This window comes from Aeromonas sp. 75A (assembly GCF_051919425.1).
GTDB classification, from domain to species: domain Bacteria; phylum Pseudomonadota; class Gammaproteobacteria; order Enterobacterales; family Aeromonadaceae; genus Aeromonas; species Aeromonas veronii.
Window position 1 is genome coordinate 658,036 of the sequence record NZ_JBQBES010000002.1, and the last position, 21,570, is coordinate 679,605.

The 21,570-nt window shown below is 54.2% G+C and carries 15 protein-coding genes and 1 pseudogene; 6 read left to right on the forward strand and 10 right to left on the reverse strand.

Annotation, left to right across the window (positions count from 1 at the left end):
* Positions 1-255: 255 nt before the first annotated feature.
* The 4 genes from thrC to ACTG2T_RS02905 form a co-directional block, all read right to left on the reverse strand.
* Positions 256-1,530, reverse strand: a complete 1,275-nt coding sequence (gene thrC, locus ACTG2T_RS02890) for a threonine synthase (RefSeq protein ID WP_330125013.1) — start codon at positions 1,528-1,530, stop codon at positions 256-258.
* A complete protein-coding gene (gene thrB, locus ACTG2T_RS02895) occupies positions 1,527-2,507 on the reverse strand; it encodes a homoserine kinase (RefSeq protein WP_330125014.1) in 981 nt (326 codons plus the stop codon). Before thrB ends, thrC begins: the two co-directional genes overlap by 4 nt.
* Positions 2,508-2,509: 2 nt before the next feature.
* Positions 2,510-4,969 carry a bifunctional aspartate kinase/homoserine dehydrogenase I gene (gene thrA, locus ACTG2T_RS02900; protein ID WP_330125015.1) on the reverse strand — a complete coding sequence of 820 codons (2,460 nt, stop codon included), beginning with the start codon at positions 4,967-4,969 and terminating at the stop codon, positions 2,510-2,512.
* 250 nt (positions 4,970-5,219) lie between these two features.
* The gene (locus tag ACTG2T_RS02905) at positions 5,220-5,912 is read right to left on the reverse strand and encodes a tRNA/rRNA methyltransferase (protein WP_330125016.1); all 693 of its coding nucleotides are present in this window, start codon (positions 5,910-5,912) and stop codon (positions 5,220-5,222) included.
* Between the two features lie 206 nt (positions 5,913-6,118).
* Here ACTG2T_RS02905 and aceK point away from each other — a divergent pair, with 206 nt between their 5' ends.
* Positions 6,119-7,846 (forward strand): bifunctional isocitrate dehydrogenase kinase/phosphatase, encoded by a 1,728-nt coding sequence (gene aceK / locus ACTG2T_RS02910; protein ID WP_330125017.1) that lies wholly within the window; start codon positions 6,119-6,121, stop codon positions 7,844-7,846.
* Positions 7,847-7,924: 78 nt separating this feature from the next.
* On the opposite strand, the gene tesB is transcribed toward aceK, so the two are convergent.
* A complete protein-coding gene (gene tesB / locus ACTG2T_RS02915; protein WP_019445657.1) occupies positions 7,925-8,791 on the reverse strand; it encodes an acyl-CoA thioesterase II in 867 nt (288 codons plus the stop codon).
* 501 nt (positions 8,792-9,292) lie between these two features.
* Here tesB and ACTG2T_RS02920 point away from each other — a divergent pair.
* From ACTG2T_RS02920 to ACTG2T_RS02935, 4 genes are read left to right on the forward strand one after another with little or no spacing between them, the layout of a single operon-like run.
* The gene (locus ACTG2T_RS02920; protein ID WP_330125018.1) at positions 9,293-12,022 is read left to right on the forward strand and encodes a DEAD/DEAH box helicase family protein; all 2,730 of its coding nucleotides are present in this window, start codon (positions 9,293-9,295) and stop codon (positions 12,020-12,022) included.
* Entirely contained in the window at positions 12,019-13,128 is a 1,110-nt protein-coding gene (locus ACTG2T_RS02925; RefSeq protein WP_330125019.1) for a hypothetical protein, read from the forward strand. Before ACTG2T_RS02920 ends, ACTG2T_RS02925 begins: the two co-directional genes overlap by 4 nt.
* A 12-nt stretch (positions 13,129-13,140) precedes the next feature.
* Positions 13,141-14,673, forward strand: a complete 1,533-nt coding sequence (locus ACTG2T_RS02930; protein WP_330125020.1) for a phospholipase D-like domain-containing protein — start codon at positions 13,141-13,143, stop codon at positions 14,671-14,673.
* Between the two features lie 2 nt (positions 14,674-14,675).
* A complete protein-coding gene (locus ACTG2T_RS02935; protein WP_439973772.1) occupies positions 14,676-16,121 on the forward strand; it encodes a sigma-54-dependent transcriptional regulator in 1,446 nt (481 codons plus the stop codon).
* 340 nt (positions 16,122-16,461) lie between these two features.
* On the opposite strand, the pseudogene ACTG2T_RS02940 reads toward ACTG2T_RS02935, so the two are convergent.
* Positions 16,462-17,052: pseudogene (locus tag ACTG2T_RS02940) on the reverse strand (IS3 family transposase); the annotation flags it as partial.
* Positions 17,053-17,118: 66 nt separating this feature from the next.
* Here ACTG2T_RS02940 and ACTG2T_RS02945 point away from each other — a divergent pair.
* A protein-coding gene (locus ACTG2T_RS02945) for an IS3 family transposase (RefSeq protein WP_439973773.1) occupies positions 17,119-18,281 on the forward strand; the annotation gives its coding sequence in 2 pieces (ribosomal slippage) (positions 17,119-17,374 and positions 17,374-18,281; 1,164 coding nt in all).
* Between the two features lie 105 nt (positions 18,282-18,386).
* On the opposite strand, the gene rluB is transcribed toward ACTG2T_RS02945, so the two are convergent.
* The 4 genes from rluB to ACTG2T_RS02965 form a co-directional block, all read right to left on the reverse strand.
* The gene (gene rluB, locus ACTG2T_RS02950) at positions 18,387-19,310 is read right to left on the reverse strand and encodes a 23S rRNA pseudouridine(2605) synthase RluB (RefSeq protein ID WP_005347347.1); all 924 of its coding nucleotides are present in this window, start codon (positions 19,308-19,310) and stop codon (positions 18,387-18,389) included.
* A 134-nt stretch (positions 19,311-19,444) separates the two neighbouring features.
* Complete coding sequence (scpB, locus tag ACTG2T_RS02955; protein WP_005350230.1) at positions 19,445-20,017, reverse strand: SMC-Scp complex subunit ScpB; 573 nt, start codon at positions 20,015-20,017, stop codon at positions 19,445-19,447.
* Positions 20,001-20,870: a segregation and condensation protein A gene (locus tag ACTG2T_RS02960; protein ID WP_330124159.1), complete on the reverse strand. Its 870-nt coding sequence runs from the start codon at positions 20,868-20,870 to the stop codon at positions 20,001-20,003. The genes scpB and ACTG2T_RS02960 overlap by 17 nt, the downstream gene beginning before the upstream one ends.
* Complete coding sequence (locus tag ACTG2T_RS02965; protein ID WP_005338129.1) at positions 20,863-21,483, reverse strand: L-threonylcarbamoyladenylate synthase; 621 nt, start codon at positions 21,481-21,483, stop codon at positions 20,863-20,865. Before ACTG2T_RS02965 ends, ACTG2T_RS02960 begins: the two co-directional genes overlap by 8 nt.
* Between the last annotated feature and the right edge of the window lie 87 nt (positions 21,484-21,570).

Here is a 21,570-nt window from a genome sequence, read left to right on the forward strand (position 1 = left end):
TCACAATAGGGCACTGTATTGGTTACCCCGCTGATGCGCCGAAACGACGCCATTGTGCCAGAGCGCGAAACAGGGATGGCCAGCGAACTGCGGCGGGGCTTTTCCCCCTTCGAGGGCAAAGCACTCGCCCAAATAAAGAGACCATGAACATAGATCGTCGATGATTCCCCCATCGACATTCGTCCAAACAGAAAAAATAAAAATCCCCCGTCACCGGGGGATTTTTATTTCTATCGGTTATCTCAGCTCGGCGGCTTATCCCACCAAAAACGCCCTTAACCGGGCAAACTCGGCTGGCAGGTTATGGGAGAGCAGCGGCAGCTCGGCATGCTTGGCAAGCGGGCCGGGCAGCGGCACATCGAGATTGAGGATCTCGTCCACCGACTCCTTGAACTTGGCAGGATGGGCGGTGCAGAGGAACACCCCCACTTCATCCTCGGCCAGCTGTTCCCCCAGCAGATCCCAGGCAATGGCGCCGTGGGGTTCGCAGAGGTAATCCAGCTGGTGCAGCCGTTTCAGGGCAGCGCGAGTCTGGGCGTCGTCACGCATGCCAGAACCCAGGGTCTCCAGCGCCCAGCCTTTGCGGCGGCACAGCTCTTCCACTCGTGGCCAGTTGTTGGGACGGCTCACATCCATGGCGTTCGACAGGGTTGCCACTGTCTGGTGCGGCTCCCACTGACCGGTTTTCAGGTAACGCGGCACGGTATCGTTGGCGTTGGTGGCGGCGATAAAGCGCTTCACCGGCAGTCCCAGCGCCTTGGCAATCAAGCCTGCGGTGAGGTTGCCAAAGTTGCCGGACGGCACGCTGATCACCGCCTTGGCGCGATCGGCTTTTGGCAGTTGGGCCACCGCTTCGAAGTAGTAGCAAACCTGCGCCAGCAGACGGCTGATATTGATGGAGTTGGCGGAGTTGAGGCCAATGGCCTTTTTCAGCGCTTCGTCGTCAAAGGCCTGTTTAACCAGCGCCTGACAGGCATCGAAGTCGCCGTCGATGGCAATGGTGCGGATATTGCCGCCGAGGGTGCAGAAGAGCTTCTCCTGCAAGGGGCTTATCTTGCCCTTGGGATAGAGGATCACCACCTCAATCCCCTCCAGCCCGTAGAAGGCGTGGGCCACGGCGGCGCCGGTGTCGCCGGAGGTGGCGGTGAGGATGGTGATCTTGTCGTTGGTGCGGAAGGCCGCGAGGCACTGGGCCATAAAGCGGCCACCGAAATCCTTGAATGCCAGGGTCGGGCCGTGGAACAGCTCAAGGGCATAAGTGCCGTCTTTCAATTTGACCAGCGGCGCCGGGAAGGTGAAGGCGGCCTTGATCAGCTCGCTCACTTTGGCGGCGGGCACTTCGTCCCCCAGCAGGTGGCTCAGGATGCGGGCAGAGCGTTCGGCCAGCGGCAGATCGAGCAGGGCATCCACATCGGCGAGCGGTTCGAGTTGTTCGGGGAAGAAGAGCCCCTGTTCGCGACCCAAGCCCTGACGCACCGCCTGCGCGAAGCTCACCTGTTCGCTGTTGTCCTTGATGTTGTAGAGATTCATAGCTCGCTTCCTGTTACCCGTGCCCCGGCCATGTCCAATTTGCAGACCCGGGCAAATCCATCTTCGTTCTGCACGAAATGTGCTTCCATCCAATCCTTCATCCGCTCGGCCTGCGCCAGATCCTTCATCACCACAAACACGGTGGGGCCGGAGCCGGAGATGCCGGTGGCGAGCGCCCCGTTCTGGGCCGCCTGCGCCCGCACCTCGGCAAAGCCTTCGATCAGCGCCGCGCGGTAAGGCTCGGCAATCACGTCTTTCAGTACGCTCGCCGCCAATCCCTCCTGTCCGGTGTAGCTGGCGTGGACAAAGGCAGCCAGGCGGCGGCCATAGGTGAGGCAATCCTGACGGCGATATTGGGCCGGCAGAATGGCGCGGGCAGCAGCGGTCGAAACCACGGTACCCGGGTAGCAGACCACCCAGTACCACTGATCGAACACCGGAATACCCTGACTGATGACGCCGTGCTCTTCCAGCACCAGCTGCATGCCGCCCAGATAACAGGGGGCCACGTTGTCGTAGTGAACGGAGCCGGAGATCTTGCCTTCCATCTCACCCATCAGCAGCAGCATGTCGTGCTCATTAAGCGGCGCGCCGTGAAAGGCGTTGAGCCCCTCCAGCGCCGCCACCACGCTGCAGGCGCTGGAACCCAGACCCGAGCCGACCGGCAAGTTCTTCTCCAGCACCATCGCCAGCGGCTTGAGTTTCAGGCCCCGCTTCTCCAGCGCCTCGCCATAGGCGACCCAGCAGTCATGGAGGATATTCTTTTTCGGATCGTCCGGCAGCTTATGGGCGTAGCGGCCCACAGAGGACAGCGCAAAAGGCACGTCAGCGGCTTTTACCTGCACCCGATCGCCGAGCAGAGAGCCATCGACGGGGGCGAGCGCCGCCCCCAGAACATCGAATCCCACGCTCAGGTTGGCGCTGGAAGCGGGCGCGTAGGCGACCACGCTACCGTTCTGATACATGTCTGAACTCATGCTTACAACTCCTGCTTCCAGTTCTGGGTGCGCAGCACGTCGGCAAAGACGCCCGCTGCAGTCACTTCGGTACCGGCGCCATAGCCGCGCAGCACCAGCGGGATCGGCTGGTAGTAGGTGGAGAAGAAGGCGAGCGCGTTCTCCCCGTCTTTGACCTTGAACAGCGGCTCGTCGCCACCGACCGCCTTGATGGCGACCTTGCACTTGCCACCCTCGATGGAGCCCACATAGCGCAGCACCTTGCCTTCACGCTGGGCGGCGGCGAACTGGTCGCGGAACCAGCCGTCCGCTTCGGGCAGACGGGCCATAAAGGCTTCTACATCGCCGCTCACATCAAAGCCGGGTGGCAGCGCCTGCTCTACCTCGACATCGGAGAGCTCCAGCGCCATGCCGGCTTCGCGGGCCAGAATGAGCAGCTTGCGCGCCACATCCATGCCGTTGAGATCGTCACGGGGATCCGGCTCGGTAAAGCCGTTGCTGCGAGCAATCTTGGTGGCTTCAGAGAAGGCCATCCCTTCATCCAGCTTGCCGAAGATAAAGGAGAGGGAGCCGGACAGAATGCCGTCGAAGGCACGCAGCTTGTCACCGGCCTTGATGAGGTTCTGCAGGTTCTCGATAACCGGCAGACCAGCCCCCACGTTGGTTTCATAGAGGAACTTGCGGCGAGTCTGGCGGGCGGTGCGGCGCAGCGCCTTGTAGTAATCGAGCGAACCGGTGTTGGCCTTCTTGTTCGGGGTGACCACATGGAAACCGGCGGCGAGGAAGTCGGCATACTGGACGGCTACTGCCTCGGAGGAGGTGCAGTCGACGATCACCGGGTTGATGATGTGGCTATCTTCCACCAGCTTTTTCACCCCGTCCAGCGAGAAGCTGTCGCGGGCTTCCACCAGCTGTTCGCGCCAGTTGGCGAGGTTCAGGCCATCCTTGTTGACCGCCATCTGGCGGCTGTTGGCGATGCCGACCACGCGAAGGCCAGTGCCCTGCTCGGCCAGTACCGGTTGCTGGCGGGCGATCTGATCCACCAGCGCGGCACCGACGCCGCCGACCCCGACCACAAAGAGATCGATAAACTGCTGGCTGCCAAAGAAGTTCTGGTGGCACGCCTTGATGGCTTCCGCCACCTTGCGATCCCGCACCACCGCCGAGATGGAGCGCTCGCTCGAGCCCTGCGCGATGGCGACGATATTGATGGAGGCTTGCGCCAGCGAGGTGAAGAAGCGGGCAGCCATCCCTTTGCTGGTGCGCATGCCGTCACCGATGAGGGAGATGATCGCCAGATCGCTGATGATATCCAGCGGCTCCAGCAGCTGGTTTTTGAATTCGAGCTCGAACTCGCGCTCCAGCACCTTGCGGGTCTTCTCACTGTCGTAGCTGTGGATACAGAAGCTGACGCTGTACTCGGAAGATGACTGGGTGATCAGCACGATACTGACCCCGGCGCGGGAGACGGCGGAGAAGATGCGACCGGCCATGCCGACCATCCCCTTCATGCCGGGACCGGAGACGTTGAACATGCACATGCCGGAGAGATCCGAGATGGCCTTCACTTTCAGGTCATCGTCGCCGCTCTCCGGGCCGATCAGGGTGCCCGGCCCTTGCGGGTTGAAGCTGTTCTTGATGAGGCAGGGAATGTGGAACTGGGCCACCGGCGCGATGGTTTTAGGGTGCAGCACCTTGGCGCCGAAGTAGGAGAGCTCCATCGCCTCCTTGTAGGAGAGGGTTTTCAGCAGGTAGGCATCCGGCACCAGACGGGGGTCACAGCTGTAGCAGCCTTCGACATCGGTCCAGATCTCGCAGCACTCGGCATCGACACAGGCGGCCAATACGGCTGCGGAGTAGTCGGAGCCGTTGCGACCCAGCAGCACGGTCTCGCCCTTGTCACTGCCGCCGGTAAAGCCCGGCATCAGGTAAAGGCAATCGCTACGCAGCCCCTTGGCGGCAAAGCGCAGGCGGGAGGCTTCGATATCGACATGGGCTTCCAGATAACCGCCGTCGGTCACCAGCAGCTCTTCCGGTACGATCAGCTCCAGATCCAGACCGCGCACTCGCAGCAGTTCGTGCATAAAGGCGATGGAGAGGTTCTCGCCACGGCTCAGAATGCGCGCCTGCACGTTGTCCGGGCAGAGGCCCAGCAGACGGATGCCCTGCATCAGCCGCTCCACCTGATCCAGCTCGGCGGTGAGACGGGCCAGCAGCGCCTTGTCATCGAGCGCCGGATAGGCCGCCTTCAACCCGGCCAGCAGGCGGGAGAAGATGCCATTGACTTCAAACAGGGTGGAACTGGCATCCATGCCGCGACTGGTCTGTTCCACCAGCGCCACCAGATGATTGGTCACCTTGGCAGGTGCAGAGAGCACCAGGGCTACCTGAGATTGGCCGTGGGTGTTGACCGCAATATCGGCCACCCGTAAAAAACGTTCTGCATCGGCCAGTGAAGACCCGCCAAATTTCAACACTCTCATCGCTTTCTCTCCCTGTAAATCTATGAAATTCAATCTAAAAACCAATCCAACAAAAAGGCCCGTACTGGGTGGGTACGGGCCTTTTCTGATTTCTGTGCTTGTTCGTCAGCGCATCAACCGGCCCCAGTGCCACCTGTGGTGGTACCGGTAATAATGGTGGTGGTGATGACGTTGGTGAATAACTGCATGACGAACACTCGTTGACGAAGCTGGCTTTTAGCAATACCGCGGCGGGCGATGGGCTGTCAACTTAAACCTCTTTGCCAAGTTTGCGCGCAAGGTCTTTGCAGAGCAGGTGGAGCATGTTCAAATCCCGCTGCGGCAGCATGGGTACCCGGTCCATCACCCACTGATGCAGTTTTTCATCCTGCGAAACTCCGAGTTCACCCAGAATTTCTGCTGTTTTGCTTTTCAGCACGCGAACCTGTCCGCTGTTATCAATATTTTCTGCTGCGACACTTGCCTCATCGAGCAGCGGGCTCAGCTCGTAGGCGTAGAGCATGATCGCCTGCCCCAGATTGAGGGACGGGTAGCTCACCTTGAGCGGCAGATAGCTGATGAGGTCGACCTCGGCCAGCTGCTCGTTGGAGAGGCCAGACTCCTCGCAGCCAAAGACGATGGCCACCTTGTTGAGGGAAGGTTTGGCGCTGATCTGGTCGCGAATTTCAGCCGGGGTGAGGTAGTGCTGGTAGCGACCACGCTGGCGGGCGGTGGTGGCGATCACCAGATCCATATCGGCCAGCGCCTCGGGCAAAGTCTCGAACGCCTCGGCCTGAGCCAGGATCTCCTGCGCGCCGTGGGCCACCCAGCTCGCTTCATCCTCTTCGTGTACCCGGCTTGCCACCAGTCGCATGGCGTCAAAGCCCATGGTTTTCATGGCGCGGGCGGCGGCGCCGACGTTGGCGGGACGGGCAGGTGCCACCAGGACAAAATAGAGCTTCATCGGGTTTCCTCACAGGCCGGACGGCCTCTCAAACAGACGGCAAACAGTCGTCAAACCATCGCCAAAACAGGGGCGCAATCTACCGTTTATCCGCGAAAATTGCCACTTGAACAGATGTTTCAATGTTGCCATAGTGGCCTGACGCACGCCTTTTTTGCGCCCGTTTTCCGGCGCGTTCGGCCCGAAGAATCACAAGGAAGAGAGAGATGCAGCAGCCATTGGAACAGGCCGTCGCCGAGACCATCTTGCAACGGTTCGAGTCGTTTTACAGCCGGTTTCTCGAGATCACCCGCGGCAGCAAGAGCCGCTTCGAGAACAGCGACTGGCTGGGAGTGCAGCTGGCGGGGCGCGAGCGCATTCGCCTCTATGACCACCATGTGGGGGCCACCGCCAGCTCCATCCGCCAGATGATGGGAGAGCACCACGCCACCCAGGAGCTGCTCAAGCGGGTGAAGGGGGCCTTCAGCGATCTGCTGCCCAAGTGCGAGAACTTCGAGGTGGCGGAGTCCTTCTTCAACTCCGTCTATCGCCGGATCTTTCGCCATCGCAATATCCGCGACGAGAACCTCTATATCCACCCCTTCGTCAGCCGCGGCGACAAGCCCGATCTCAGCGCATTGCTGCGCATCTATCGCACCGATCTCGCCCACCTGCCGCAGACCCTGAGTCAGCTGCTCGGCGATTACAGCTTCACCCTCCCCTACGAGGACAAGCAGCGGGATATTGTCGACATCCACCGCCATCTTGCCGAGAACGGCCCGCAAATCCTGCATGATGAACCCTTTGCCATAGAGCTGTTGAAAGAGGTGTTCTACCGCAACAAGGGGGCCTATCTGGTGGGGCTTATTCGGGTGAAGGATCAGGTCTTCCCCTTTATCCTGCCCCTGCTCAGCACCGGCCAGAGCATCTATGTGGACACCGTCATCTTCGAGCCGGATCTCGCCTCCATCGTGTTTGGCTTCGCCCGCGCCTACTTTATGGTTTATGCCCGCGAACCGGCGCTGTTTGTCGCCTTTCTGCGCCAGATCATGCCCCACAAGCCAGATTACGAGATCTACAACGCCATCGGTTGCCAGAAGCATGGCAAGACCGAGCTCTATCGCCACTACCGCCACCATCTGGCCCAGAGCCGGGATCAGTTCATCATTGCGCCGGGCATCAAGGGGATGGTGATGAGCGTGTTCACCCTCCCCTCCTACGATGTGGTGTTCAAGGTGATAAAAGACGAGTTCACTCCCCCGAAGGATGTGAGCCACGAGCAGGTAAAGGCAAAATACCGGCTGGTTAAACAGCACGACCGGGTTGGCCGCATGGCCGATACCCAGGAGTTCACCAACTTCGAGTTTCCCCTCGATCGCATCTCGCCCGAGCTGCTTGCCGAGCTCAAGACGGTGGCACCGTCGGCGCTCACCATCAGCGACGACAAGCTGGTGATCAAGCACCTCTACACCGAGCGCAAGATGATCCCGCTCAACCTCTATCTGGACAAGGCAGACGAGCAGCAGACCCGCCTCGCGCTGGAGGAGTACGGCAACGCCATCAAGCAGCTGGCGGCGGCCAACATCTTCCCGGGGGACATGCTGTTCAAGAATTTTGGCGTCACCCGGCACGGCCGAGTGGTCTTCTACGACTACGACGAGATCTGCTACATGACGGAGTGCAACTTCCGCCAGATCCCACCACCCCGCTACCCCGAGGATGAGTGGAGCGCCGAGCCCTGGTACTCGGTGGCCCCCAACGACATCTTCCCCGAGGAGTTCGCCACCTTCCTGCTGCAAAAGCCGCAGGTGCGGGAGATCATGCTGCAGCTGCACAAGGAGATGTTCGACGCCAACTACTGGAAGATGCTGCAGAGCAACATCAAGGTGGGGGTGTTCGAGGATGTCTACCCCTACCGGCGCAAGAAGCGCTTCAAGTACCAGCGCGGCGGCTGATCGCGCAGCGCCCGCGCACATCGCAGCAACGAAAAGGGGGTGGCCCAAGCCACCCCGTTTTGCTATCCGCTTTGCGCCTTAACTGCCGCGACGGCGGATCACCCCTTCTTGCATGGTGCTCGCCACCAGCATGCCGTCACGGGTAAAGAACTGACCGCGCACCAGACCGCGACCGCTGCTGGCGCTCGGGCTGTCTACCACGTAGAGCAGCCAGTCGTCGAAGCGGAAATCCCGGTGGAACCACATGGAGTGATCGATGGTCGCCACCTGCATATCAGGCTCCCAGTACGACACCCCGTGGGGCTGCAGCGAGGTGAGCAGGAAGTTGAAGTCGGAGGCGTAGGCCAGCAGGTATTTGTGCACTCGCAGATCGTCCGGCATCTGGCCGTTGGCCTTGAACCATACGTGACGCACCGGATCCTGCACCGTCGGCCGAATAGGGTCGACCAGGGTCACCGGGCGCATCTCGATGGGCTGCTCGCAGAGGATCTTGTCCCGCAGGGAGGCCGGGATCAGGTTCTCGTAGGGGCGCACCAGCTCCAGCTCGCTCTTGAGCTCCTCCGGCGGGGTGATGCCGGTGGGCATCTGCGCCTGATGCTCGAAACCGTCGGCCGGCACCTGAAACGAGGCGTTGAGATAGAAGATGGGCTTGCCGCCCTGAATCGCCTTGACCCGGCGGGTGGAGACGGTCTGGCCGTCACGGATATTCTCAACGTCATAGACGATGGGACGGGTCACATCCCCTGGGCGCAGGAAGTAGGAGTGAAAACTGTGAACCTGACGACCGGTCTCGACCGTCTGCTTGGCGGCTGACAAGGCCTGCCCCATTACCTGTCCGCCAAACACGGCCCGCAGACCGAGATCCTGGCTCTGGCCCCGAAACAGGCCCTCCTCGATTTTTTCCAGCGCCAGCAACGCCAGCAGCTCATCAAGTACCTTGCTCATCGTTCACTCCTCTATCAGAGCCGCACAGGCTAACAAGCTCACCGGAGCAGAGCAACCTCGGCCACGTCTTAGCGGGCAAGCTGACGACAGAAACGCCCCGCCCCCCCCTTACCCACCGCCCTTTGGCCTGTGCAGGGCGGGTATTGGATGTAAACATTGGATACAAAAAAGCCCGCACCATCTGGTGCGGGCCTTTTGCTTGGCCGACTACGCGCTATTTGACGGCGCGCAGTACGCAACGGGTTGTCGGCTTAGGACACCTCCGGTCATGGTGGCGACTGTACCACCTAAAAATGGTGTCCGGGATGATTAGACCACTACAATATGATGTACAAAGCGACACAAAAAGGTTATAAAAAATACTCAATGGTGTAAAAACACCCCCTTCGAAATACCTTTATTTTTTTACTGTACGATTTCATTGGGGTCTTTGATGCCGAAGGTTGTTGGCACGATGCTTGATATTTAGGAAAAACAACTTATTCGATCAAAGGACGAAACATGGCGTTATTGAGATACGCAAACTTAGGAATTCACCGGCCAGACATCCTGCTTAGTAAAGCAGTGAGTGGTCTTGGTGACTTTTATAAGTATTTAGTCACCACTCGAAAATACCTAGAAAGTACGAAGGCTGTTAAAGCGATAGCTTGGGAGAAGCTGGACGATGCTCAACGTGGAGTATGGATACAATTAGTTGAGCCAGCTGATAACTGCGGTGATTTCGAAAAGAACTTAAAGCTCTTTTTAGATGAAAGTACCGACACGGTATACGAAGCAAGCCCCGCGAGATGGAAAGCCGTGGGTAGTGCTGCTAGAGAATGCCCAAATTGTAAAAGTCACGGTAAACCTAAAATGGCTTATGCAACTGAGGAGCATGCGGACGAAATTGCGAGTGAATTAGGTAATGGGCTGTCGTCGTATGAGTGTCCAGACGGTTATGGTTGGCATTTGACTGGGAAATCACAAAGCAATGTTGGATTCAATAAATCCAACGCAATTTCAGTCCTAGACAGAAATGTAGAAAATGACAGCTTGTTATTGGATCGTTTACCTGACCACGACTATTTGGTTATTCGTCCAAACACATACCAGTTAAAGTGTCAGATTAATGCATTACAAAGCTTACAAGACACACCTTCTATTCACCATCTTCCGCTATTGAGGCTGTTTGAAGGTAAGGATCATGCTAAGTGGCCGAATGTTCCTTATGATGAGCACTTATTTAACGATGACTACTACGTTCTTGCTGATGGTGCGAGGGAGGGAACATCTCAGCAGCGTGAGTTTGTAAATATTGCACTCAATACACCAGACTTTGCCTTCCTTGAGGGCCCCCCAGGATCTGGTAAAACTACAGCCATTTGCGAACTGATTCTTCAATTCATAAAGCGAGGTAAGCGGATCTTACTTTGTGCATCAACTCACGTTGCTGTTGACAATGTTCTTGAGAGAATGATGTCTGAGGAAAATATTTATCGCGACATAGTGTTACCTGTGCGGATTGGAGATAAATCAAGCGTTTCTCAAAAGGCAAAGCCATGGCAATTGGAAGAGTTCGTTAAAACTGAACGCACAAGATTGCTAAAACATCTTCAGCAACAACCACACATTTCAGTTAGTCAGAAGTTACTTAAAAGTAAGGTCGGTGAAGGTAAACATATTGTTGAACGTCTTGTTCTTGAAGCAGCGAATTTAGTTTGCGGGACAACCATTGGTTTGCTTCAGCATCCTGATATCAAAAATAAACAATCAACATCGCCAATCTTCGATGTGATGATTATTGACGAAGCATCAAAAACAACGTTTCAAGAGTTTTTGGTGCCAGCAGTACTTGCCAAGCGTTGGATCATGGTGGGAGACCCAAAACAGCTTTCGCCTTATGTTGATGATGAAGCTACCGAAGTAAATTTGAAGCCATGTTTACAGGATAGTTATCAGCGAGAAGCATGCGCAGATGTTTTCTCTGCTCGACAAATTAATTTTCAGAAACGAGAAGTATCCTTGGTTTGCACTGACGATGAAAAGACAATTGAATTTTATCATCAGCAAGCAAAGGCCAAAAATGTATTGGTTGCATCATCTAAAGGACCTAAGACAGCTATCCCTTACGCATCAGTAGTCCTTGGTTCGTCAGCGTTCATCGCTCAGAATGCTAATCACCTTCCCCTAGATTTGACGACCATAAGGGGGCTACCTGCGTTACCGAAAAAGTTAGAAATGCGACTTGCAGCGCATTCGAGATTAACTCGTACAAAAATCAAGACCGAGTCAGATAGCTGGGAATCTCAGTTAGCGTGGCGACTGGCTCGTATGTACGAACAGCGCCTAAATACAGAATCTAACGGAAGTTCTAAAACTGCTAACAAGTTAGAGGAAGATATCAAAGCGCTACTACCATTTGACTCAGAAAAAGATACGTTCACTGCAATAGACAGGGTACGTAGGATCGCACTGCCTTCTATTCTTGAATCACTGCAAGTTGGATTTGAACGAACAGAGTATCAGAAACAAGGCACCGCTCTGTCTGATGGACTTCCAGCCAGTGTTTTGGATCAACGACAAATACGGCTTAGTTACCAGCACAGGATGCATCCAGACATTGCCGAGTTTTCCCGAGTACATATATACAATGAAAAAGCACTGCAAAGCCCTGATGGCCAGGCTGAAAAGCGGGACTGGGGATATCGAAACGGCTCACATCGTTGTATATGGCACGATGTTAAAGGTCGAAAAGGAAAAGAAGGTGAAATTACCGCTGAAGTAGAAGAAATATTAAAAGAGTTAAGTCGCTTTGATTCTTGGGCAAAATCAAACCTACATGTTGATAAAAACCAACAAAAGCCTTGGGAAGTTGCTGTTTTGGCTTTCTATCGGGCGCAAGAGCGAGCTATACGTAGAGCTTTACGAAAGTGGACGGGAAATCATCACGGAGTAAGGCATTTCTATCGAGGTGAAAAATCCTCACCGTATATTGATATTCAGATATGTACCGTAGACCGTTTTCAGGGGCATGAGGCTGACTTTGTCATGCTTAGTTTCGCAAATAATCATCCCACGAGTTTTCTCGAAAGCCCAAATCGCTTGAATGTGGCAATTACGAGGGCCAAGCATCAGCTCATTGTGTACGGAAACCGATCTGCAATGCAAAAGGCATCGGGTGTGTTAGGTACTTTTGCAAGCAATTCATACTGGTCTACAACCATTGAGACTGAATCACAGGAGGCACTATGAGCCAAGACATCATACTAAAACGAGAAATTAAGACTGAAACTTGGCTCATACAGGGTGAAATCGCGCTGGCAGATAGCCGTCCAGAAATTAACTGCGTGCTGCAATTCCTTCACGACTATCCAGATGCGAGTTCAGCAGAGTGCTCTGAGCATTTATTTGGAGATAAAATTGGACGTCGTGTCGTTGCTGATAGGTTACTAAATATATGTCGGTTATATGGACTTGCTGAGTCTAGTCGAGACCAATACAGGCTCACTGAATCAGGATCGATTGCTCTTGAGAAAGATCAAATCCTAGTACCAGAAGATGGATGTTGGAGCCTTTGCGTTTGTCATGAGCCTTTATTGCCTCATCCACTTCTTACTATTGAAGCGCACACAGAGCCTAGTGCAGTGTCAATCGGACTTGGAAAAAACAGAAACCAGCTAAATGAAAGAGCAAAGCGACTAGTTGAGGTTCCTCAACTAGTCAAAGACGTTTGTGGCCTGAAGGTTGAACCAATAGGTGGTGGTTCGGAAGTACGCGTTGACAAAATTGAACTCAAAGGTGAGCGCATCTCACCTCAAGGAAAACCGTATTACATCGAGTGGAATGTGACTGATGGCAATGTCGATGTGAAGCGCGGAAAGGATCTTATATTTTCACGTCGGGTTGAACCAATCAACCGTCAGCAAGTTTTGAAAGTACTTCTGCATAGTGAGGGCTTGCTTGAACAATGGGATGAGCAAACTGAAATCTTGTCAGTGGTTTTCGAAAATACTACTGAATCTGAGCGAATCAATATGAAACGCTCGGTAAGTGTAAAAAGACCATCTGTTCACAAGTTGGGCTCGTTTGATGCGATGAAGTTACACAATATTTCTATATCATCATTGACTGAATTGGATGCTAGAAAGTGGTCTGAATGGAGATTAGAGAAAAATATCAATATGTACGCCACTAATAGCAAATACCAAATTTGGAGAGAGAAAGCACTCGAACCTTTTAGAGATTGGAATTTTACACTACCTGATAGGGCTGAACTGGCAAATCAGTTTTGGATTGAGGAAGACCAGCAAAATCAGCGTACCTGGCATGTAATTGCTGCCCATGATTGGAACCTATAAGGAATAATAGTGATGAATCTAATTGAAAAGTTTACTAAGACAGAAACCAAGATTGTTGATCAATCAAATACCAAGTTGCCCCCTGTGCTTTTGCCTGTTTTACCTAAACAGGTATCTGCTCCGCAACCTATTAATAGCTCTTTGTTCTGCAATGAGCTCCAATCAAGAGTTGTCGAATTAATCGATAATGCCGAGCACTCGGTTATTCTTAGTACGTTTTTGCTTGCTGATGAGAATGTCGAATCTGCTGTCCTAAAAGCTGCAAAGCGCAAAGTTAGTGTGTACATACTATTGGCATGTGAGACTCGTCTTGATGGCGATGTGCCTGACGATGACTTTGGTAAGAAGTGTCTTGTGCAACATAAGGAAATGTTAAATAAATTGTCTGGACATGTTCACTTTGCATCTGCGCCGCATTTCCACGCAAAAGCCGTTGTTATAGATGCATTACATGAAACTGGTAATGCGAAAGGGTTGCTTTTAACGGCAAACCTTACAGAAGAAGCTCTTTTACGAAATGAAGAGTTGGGGGTCTCGCTTTCACGCCATCAAATAGCTGAGATCGTGAATGTGTTCCGTTGGGCAATCTTCGAGAGTGCGCAGCACCATATGACAAGCCGTGGTGAATTCTCAGCATATAAGTCGCCGGGCAATGTCAGATATCCAAGGGAATTAACTGAAATACTGGTCACATCGAGTGAAGACGCTCGAATTAGGGAACACGCATTAGCGTTGATCAATCAAGCGGAAAATGAACTCATCATATCGAGTTTTGGATGGCAAGAGGACCATCAACTTGTAAAATCAATATGTGAACGTGCGAAGTCGGGGCTAAAAGTCACCATACTATCTCGCCAAAGACCCGCAGCCATGCCAGCGTTGTTGGCTATGAAACAGGCTGGTGCATCGGTGATGTGTTTTAAATGGCTACATGCCAAAGCGATTGTAGTAGATGGAATGCATGGCATGGTGATGTCGGCCAATTTTCAAGCGCATGGTATGGATCAAGGCTTTGAGTTAGGCGTAAAGCTCACAGGTACTCAGGTAAAAGAGCTGATGAATTGCTTCGATGTGTTTTTAACTAATAGCCATAATCAATTGCACATAGATATGAGTCTAGGGATGATTTCTGGTGGTTTTGAAGCTTGGGAAAATAATATATTCAAGAGGTACTCTGTCAGCGAAGTAGACATTGTTGAGTTATCTCCTATAAAAGCAGATTGTTTGTCTGATATGGATAAGCACCAAAAAATACCCAATGCAAACTGGCGGGAAAAAACCTCGCACAAGATTGAGTATAAATGGCGTATAGAGCCACCAGTTATCACTAACGCCAGTCCAGAGTATTTCAAACCTTTAACGGCTAAGGATGAAACTTCTAAGAAGCAGGATTCAGGATCGCCTAGAGAAAGTTATGAGCCAAAGGTTGTTCGACTGACAAAAAAACAGTTAGCTATTACGGTTCGTCAAGAATCCGAACTTGCCATGGCAACAAGGCTGAAGCAAAGTGAATTGCCAAACGCCCTAATTGTATTGGAGGCGTGACTTTGGATAACAAAAACACGCTGCTTTGTTGGCACTCAAAAAGAGCTGGGGTTGAGGTATTAGACGAAGCGTTAAAGCGGCTTAAGAATCGTAAAGTTTATGTTGGCAAAGTAATTGTGCTTACTCAGTCAGCTGGGGATAACAGTCTGTACAAAGAGCATGAATTTGGCGATATACAGATTACCTTTCGAACTGTAGCTATCGAGAACCCAGCTGATCACAACGAAATTTATCACGCAATAGAATCTGAGATTATTCCAGAGCTAAAGCTTGAACAGCATCTTCATATCAATGTATCGCCGGGAACTCCGGCGATGCATGCTGTTTGGTTGATTCTTCATGCTCGGGGGCATTTTCCACGCGAAACAATCCTCTGGTCATCACAATATAACCCCGATACCAAAAGAACCAGCATTGTCAAAGTTGATTTCAGTGTAAACACGTATCTGGCAGAGATCTCTGCTATTTCAAGTTCAGAGAGCGGTTACGCCCTTTACGATTTAGACCCTAAATCAAAAGCAAGGCAGAATGCATTACAAACGTTAAAGCAGTTCTCTTGCGTTCCCAAAGCTCCGTTACTTGTACTGGGTGAACGTGGTACAGGGAAAACGAGACTAATTGAAACCGTTGTCGGTAGGGTAAAGCAAAAGCAGGTTGTTACGCTCGCATGTGGAGGACTAGATTCTCAAGTGGTTGATAGTATGTTGTTTGGCCACGTAAAAGGGGCGTTCACTGGGGCGGAAAAGAATCGCAATGGGCTTTTGAAAGAAGCAAATGGAAAAGTATTGTTCTTGGATGAGATACAAGATTTACCAACTTCGGTTCAGCGAAAGCTGGTTCGAGTGCTTCAAGATAACCATCACAGTTTTCGCCCTGTTGGAAGTGACATTGAGGAAGCATCTGACTTCGAGCTAGTTTGTGCGAGTAATAAATCACTTGAGCAATTGGCAACGATACTCGATGCTGATTTCTTTGATCGTGTATCCATGCTAACAATAACAATACCTCCACTTCGTGCATGCAGAGAAGATATTTTGTCGGATTGGCAAAGAATCTGGCAGGAAGTTAATGTTAACCCCAATCTGCCTGCGGAAGCTCCAGTGTCAAATGAGTTAATCCAGTTTTTTAACTCGGCATATTTACTAGGTAACTTGCGTGACCTAAAAAAGCTGGCATACATGTCTTGTGCTTTTTTGAGCTCTCAAACTACAGAGTTGGCAATCTCTAGCTCATTAGCTTCGTTGGGCGAGCCTGTTATCCAGGAGGATAGTCCTGACACAAGGTTTGCATTTGGTGATTTATCCAAGACAACTAAGGATGAGTTAACGAAAGCGTTTCATAAGGAATTTGCAACAGCTGCCAAAAAGCAATTCGGTACATGGGTTAAAGCCGCAGAAGCATTGAAGGTGGATCAAAAAACTTTGCAAAAGTATATGAGAGACAATTGAGTTATTTTGATGTCCCATTGTATCCATCTGGTTCTGGTCTTGGGGACCAACTTGAAGTGTAACCATTCACCGATAGCGGGTTGACAAATGCAATACCAATCAGACTTACCCGACTGGCAGAGACTGGACTCCGTGATGCTGACCCCTGAGCGGTCCGAACCAGAGCAAAAACAGGCGGCTTAAAACAGGTTTACGGGACAACTATCTTGAAAAACGCTGATAATCAGATCACCAATCCAGTTTTTCATATCTATTTCTGATGGTTATCGCTATAAGTCATGATCAGTATATTGTCTAGTCCTGAAATAGGTTTACACATTTTCAACTAGCATTTCTCTACTCAGAACCCCCTATTTACCGCATCGGGGGTTCTGTATTTCAACGCATGATGCGGCCGCTCCTCGTTGTAAATATCTACTGCTTCACGCACCATTTCCCGCGCTTGCGCCAAATCCTGCGGGCTTTGCAACAATAACTCTCCTTTCAAAATCCCGTTCACCCGCTCCGCCAACGCATTCTGGTAACAGTCATACCCATCCGTCATCGAGCATTTCACCCCGTACCGTTCATGTAATGATTGATACAGCCCCGAGCAATACTGCACGCCGCGGTCTGAGTGATGGATTAGCTCCCCGCTGCCACACCGTTGCTTCAGTGCTTTCTTGAACGCCATCGCCACCGACTCCGCGTGCATCCCTTCGTGCACGTGATGGCCCACTATCTTGCGTGAGTACGCATCCGTCACCAGGCTCAGGTACAGCGGCCCGCTCCTGGCTGGCAGATAGGTGATATCTGCGACCCAGACCTGCTCCGGTGCCACCGGCGTGACCTGCTCTGGTCCCGCCTTGAGCAAGTTGGGATGACGGTAGAAACGGTGAAAACTGTGGGGGGTCTTGTGATACGCCCGTCTGGGCTGCACCAGCAGGCGGTGTAGTGGTCTAATCATCCCGGACACCATTTTAGGTGGTACAGTCGCCACCATGACCTGAGGTGTTCAATGACAAGATTACGTCGCTCATTTACTGCCGAATTCAAACTCGAAGCCGCATCCCTGGTGCTCGACCAGGGATATTCTGTCCCCGAAGCCAGTCGTTCACTGGATATCGGTGAAACCATACTTCGCCGCTGGGTTCGGCAACTGCAATCCGAACGCAGTGGCACTACCCCAATCAGCAAAGCACTGACTCTGGAGCAGCAAAAAATTCAGGAACTGGAAGCCCGCATCAACCGGCTCGAACGTGAGAAGGACATTCTAAAAAAGGCTACTGCTCTCTTGATGACGGACGAGTTCACACGTTCGCGCTGATAGACCGATTAAGGGAGCAAGCCCCCATCACTCTGGTCTGCTGCGCCTTCGATGTTCCCACCTCCTGTTTTTACGATTATCTGGCTCGCTGGCGGACGATTAACCGTGAGCGCATGCAACAGCGCTCTGAGTTGCGCCGTTTGTTCAAAGAGAGCAGGGATTCGGCTGGCAGCCGCGCCTTGATGTCGATGATGCGAGAGTTGGGGTATCAGATTGGTCGATTCAAAGTACGTAACCTGATGAAGGAAGCCGGCCTGGCATCCAAACAGCCGGGCGCACACCGCTATAAGGTGGCACGGTCTGAACGACCGGACATTCCCAATCTGCTGGCCCGCGAATTTGATGTCCAACAACCCAATCAGGTGTGGTGTGGCGATATCACCTACGTCTGGGCAGGTGGTCGTTGGCATTACCTGGCAGCGGTGCTTGACCTGCATACCCGGCGGGTTGTGGGGTGGGCGATGTCAGATAAACCAGATGCCGAGCTGGCCATCAAAGCACTTGAGATGGCGTATCAGCAGCGGGGTTGTCCGTCAGGCGTGCTGTTTCACTCTGACCAGGGCAGCCAATATGGCAGCCGGGCATTTCGGCAACGACTGTGGCGCTATCGCATGACCCAGAGTATGAGTTGGCGTGGCAACTGCTGGGATAACGCCCCGATGGAACGGTTGTTCAGAAGCCTGAAGTCAGAGTGGCTCCCGGCAAGGGGATATATGAGCCTGCGGGAAGCAAAGCGGGATATCAGTTATTACCTGATGGATCACTACAACTGGCGACGTCCACATCAATACAATGACGGGATACCGCCAGCAAAAGCCGAGGATCGGCCTAACCAAGTGTCCGGATTTAGTTGACCACTACAGGACAATGAAAATAAAAAAGCCCGTATCTGTTGATGCGGGCCTTTGCTTGGCCGACTGCGCACTTGAACGGCACGCAGTTCGCAACGGGCTATCGGCTTACTTGCTGCCGGTGCCTGAGTTGCGGGTAGAGGCTTGCGGCTTGCGACGGGCTGTGGTGGCGCGAGCGCGCGGCTCTTTGCCCTGCATCTCTTTGTGACGCTGCACAGCGCGACGGATCTGGGCGGCCTGCTTGTGACGGCTGGTTTTGCCATCCTGCTGCAGATCGACCTTGGATTCGGTCTCCGGCGGCAGGTTGACCAGACCGCGCAGGTAGTTCACTTCCGGCAGTTTCAGCTCTTGCCAGCCGCCGCGCGGGATGCCGCGGTCCAGCTTGACATCGCCGTAGCGGATACGCATCAGGCGGCTCACCTGCACTTCCTGGGATTCCCACAGGCGGCGCACTTCACGGTTGCGACCTTCGGTCAGGGTGACGTTGAACCACTGGTTCAGACCCTCACCGCCAGCCGGTTTGATCTTGTTGAACTTGGCGGTGCCATCTTCCAGCTGCACGCCCTTGCGCAGACGCTGCAACATGGCTTCGGTGATCTCGCCAAAGACACGTACCGCGTATTCCCGCTCAACTTCGTGGCTCGGGTGCATCAGGCGGTTGGCCAGCTCACCGTCGGTGGTGAACAGCAGCAGACCGGAGGTGTTGACGTCGAGGCGGCCGACCGCGATCCAGCGGGCACCTTCCATCTTGGGCAGACGATCAAACACGGTGGGACGACCTTCCGGATCGTGACGGGTACACATCTCCCCTTCCGGTTTGTGGTAAGCCAGTACGCGGCAGATCACTTCCTCTGCGGCACGGGTCTTGACCTGGTGACCATCCACCCGGATCACGGCGTTCACTTCGACGCGATCCCCCAGTGTGGCGACCTTGCCATCCACACTGACCCGACCTGCGGTGATCAGGGCCTCCATCTCACGACGGGAGCCGTGACCCGCGCGGGCCAACACTTTTTGCAGTTTTTCACTCATCGGGGTTACCTGATTGTTGATCGCTGCCCACTGGTGAAAGGGGCAACGGGGTTAACTGTAAAAAACGCCGGTTGGAGCGCTCGCCACAGTTGAAAAATGTATATCTCGGTGACATCGGCACACTTGGGCGCCATTCACCGGGCATCGCTCTCCCCGTCCACCGCAGAGGGCAACAGGGGTTGCAGTTCCGGATCCAGCTCGGGGAGCTGCTCCAGACTCTGCAGATTAAAGTAATCCAGAAACTCTCTGGTGGTGGCGAGCAGCTCGGGGCGACCCGCCACCTCTTTGTGGCCTATGCTGCGCACCCAGCCACGCTCTTTCAGGGTATTCACTATCTGGCTCGACACCGCCACCCCGCGGATCGCTTCTATCTCGGCCCGGGTAATGGGTTGGCGATAGGCGATCAGGGTCAGTGTCTCCATCACGGCGCGCGAATAACGCGGCGCCCGCTCGCTCCAGAGCCGCGAGAGCTCTTCGGCATACTCCTGACGCGCCTGAAAGCGCCAGCCGGAGGCGACCTCTTTGAGCTCGACGCCTCGCGAGCTGTAATCTTGCCTGATCTCGGCCAACAGCAGCTGAACATAGCGACTGGTCACCGGATAATCCGCCAGCACGCTGCTTTTCAGCTCGCTGACATTGAGCGGACGACCGGCCACAAACAGCGCCGCTTCGATCAGAGTCTTGAGTCGTTCAGTGGGCAGCGCCACGGTTGCCCTCCTCGCTCTGCTCGGCCAATGCGAAATGGATTGGGCCAAGGGGTTCTGCCTGCAGGATCCAGATCAGTCGCTCCTTGCACAGCTCCAGCAGGGCCAGAAACGTCACCAGAACCCCCATGCGCCCCTCTTCGGCGCGCAGCACCTGCTCAAGGCGCAGGGTCTGCCCCAGCGTGAGCATGGCGAGGATCTCCGCCATGCGCACCCGGGTCGGGATCTGTTCGCGGCGGATCTGGTGATGTTCGAAATGAGTCGCGCGTTTTACCACACTTTGCATGTAAAGGGCGAGCTCAACCAGCGAAACATCGGGCGCCAGTGGCTTGAGGGCGCCAAAATCAGGGGGCAAGGCAGCGGCGATATAAATCTCCCGCTCCACCCGTGGCAGCTCATTGACCCGCTCCGCACCGACCTTGTAACGCTCGTACTCCTGCAGGCGGCGGATCAGGGTCACCCGCGGGTCTTCTCCCTCATCTTCATCCTCCAGCTCCGGCGCCTTGGGCAGCAGCAGGCGGGATTTGATCTCCGCCAACCAGGCCGCCATCAGCAGATATTCGGCTGCCAGCTCAAGGTTGAGCCCCTGCATCAGCTCCACGTACTCCATGTACTGGGCGGTGATCTGCAGGATTGGCAGGTTGAGAATATCGAGCTGCTGGCGCCGGATAAGGTAGAGCAGCAGATCGAGCGGCCCCTCGAAGGTATCGAGGAACACCTCCAGCGCATCGGGCGGGATGAACAGATCCTGGGGCAGCTCGTGATAGGGCTGCCCCAGGACTTTCGCGATGGGTAGCGCGGAGCCAGCCCCCGTCTCGGCGGAAGGGACTGTCACCGGTTCAGCAACATCACTCAAACGGGGTCGGATCTCCGGCGCCGCGACGACGCAATACCGGCTCGTCGTCAGAGAAATCGACCACGGTCGTGGGCTGCTCGCCCAGATAACCGCCGTTGACCACCAGATCGATCTGCTTGCCCAGCTTGTCGAAGATCTCTTCCGGGTCGAACTCGGCCATCTCGGAGTCCGGCAGGATCAATGTGGTAGAGAGCAGCGGCTCGCCGAGGGCTTCCAAGAGCGCCTGGGCAATCTTGTTGTCCGGCACCCGGATGCCGATGCTCTTCTTCTTCTCGTTCATCAGGCGGCGCGGCACCTCTTTGGTCGCCTTGAAGATGAAGGTGTAGGCGCCCGGGGTGTTGTTCTTGATCAGGCGAAACGCGCTGTTGTCGACCTTGGCGTAGGTGGAGATCTCGGAGAGATCGCGACACACCAGGGTGAAGTCGTGGTTGGCGTCGAGGCGACGGATGCGGCAGATGCGCTCCAGCGCGCCCTTGTCACCCATCTGGCAACCCAGCGCATAACCGGAGTCGGTCGGATAGACGATCACGCCGCCGTTCTGGATGATCTGTACCGCCTGACCGATCAGACGGGCCTGGGGGTTTTCCGGATGTACGTAAAAATGCTGACTCATGGCTTGTTCTCGCAATGGGGGCAGCAATACCTGCCCGCTCGTATGGTCACGGGTCAAAGACCCATGACACTACCTTAACCTGTTTGT

Bases quoted from the DNA above. Each gene is read 5' to 3' on its own strand.
- thrC (WP_330125013.1), bottom strand. From the start codon at position 1,530: ATGAATCTCTACAACATCAAGGACAACAGCGAACAGGTGAGCTTCGCG.
- thrB (WP_330125014.1), bottom strand. From the start codon at position 2,507: ATGAGTTCAGACATGTATCAGAACGGTAGCGTGGTCGCCTACGCGCCC.
- thrA (WP_330125015.1), bottom strand. From the start codon at position 4,969: ATGAGAGTGTTGAAATTTGGCGGGTCTTCACTGGCCGATGCAGAACGT.
- ACTG2T_RS02905 (WP_330125016.1), bottom strand. From the start codon at position 5,912: ATGAAGCTCTATTTTGTCCTGGTGGCACCTGCCCGTCCCGCCAACGTC.
- aceK (WP_330125017.1), top strand. From the start codon at position 6,119: ATGCAGCAGCCATTGGAACAGGCCGTCGCCGAGACCATCTTGCAACGG.
- tesB (WP_019445657.1), bottom strand. From the start codon at position 8,791: ATGAGCAAGGTACTTGATGAGCTGCTGGCGTTGCTGGCGCTGGAAAAA.
- ACTG2T_RS02920 (WP_330125018.1), top strand. From the start codon at position 9,293: ATGGCGTTATTGAGATACGCAAACTTAGGAATTCACCGGCCAGACATC.
- ACTG2T_RS02925 (WP_330125019.1), top strand. From the start codon at position 12,019: ATGAGCCAAGACATCATACTAAAACGAGAAATTAAGACTGAAACTTGG.
- ACTG2T_RS02930 (WP_330125020.1), top strand. From the start codon at position 13,141: ATGAATCTAATTGAAAAGTTTACTAAGACAGAAACCAAGATTGTTGAT.
- rluB (WP_005347347.1), bottom strand. From the start codon at position 19,310: ATGAGTGAAAAACTGCAAAAAGTGTTGGCCCGCGCGGGTCACGGCTCC.
- ACTG2T_RS02965 (WP_005338129.1), bottom strand. From the start codon at position 21,483: ATGAGTCAGCATTTTTACGTACATCCGGAAAACCCCCAGGCCCGTCTG.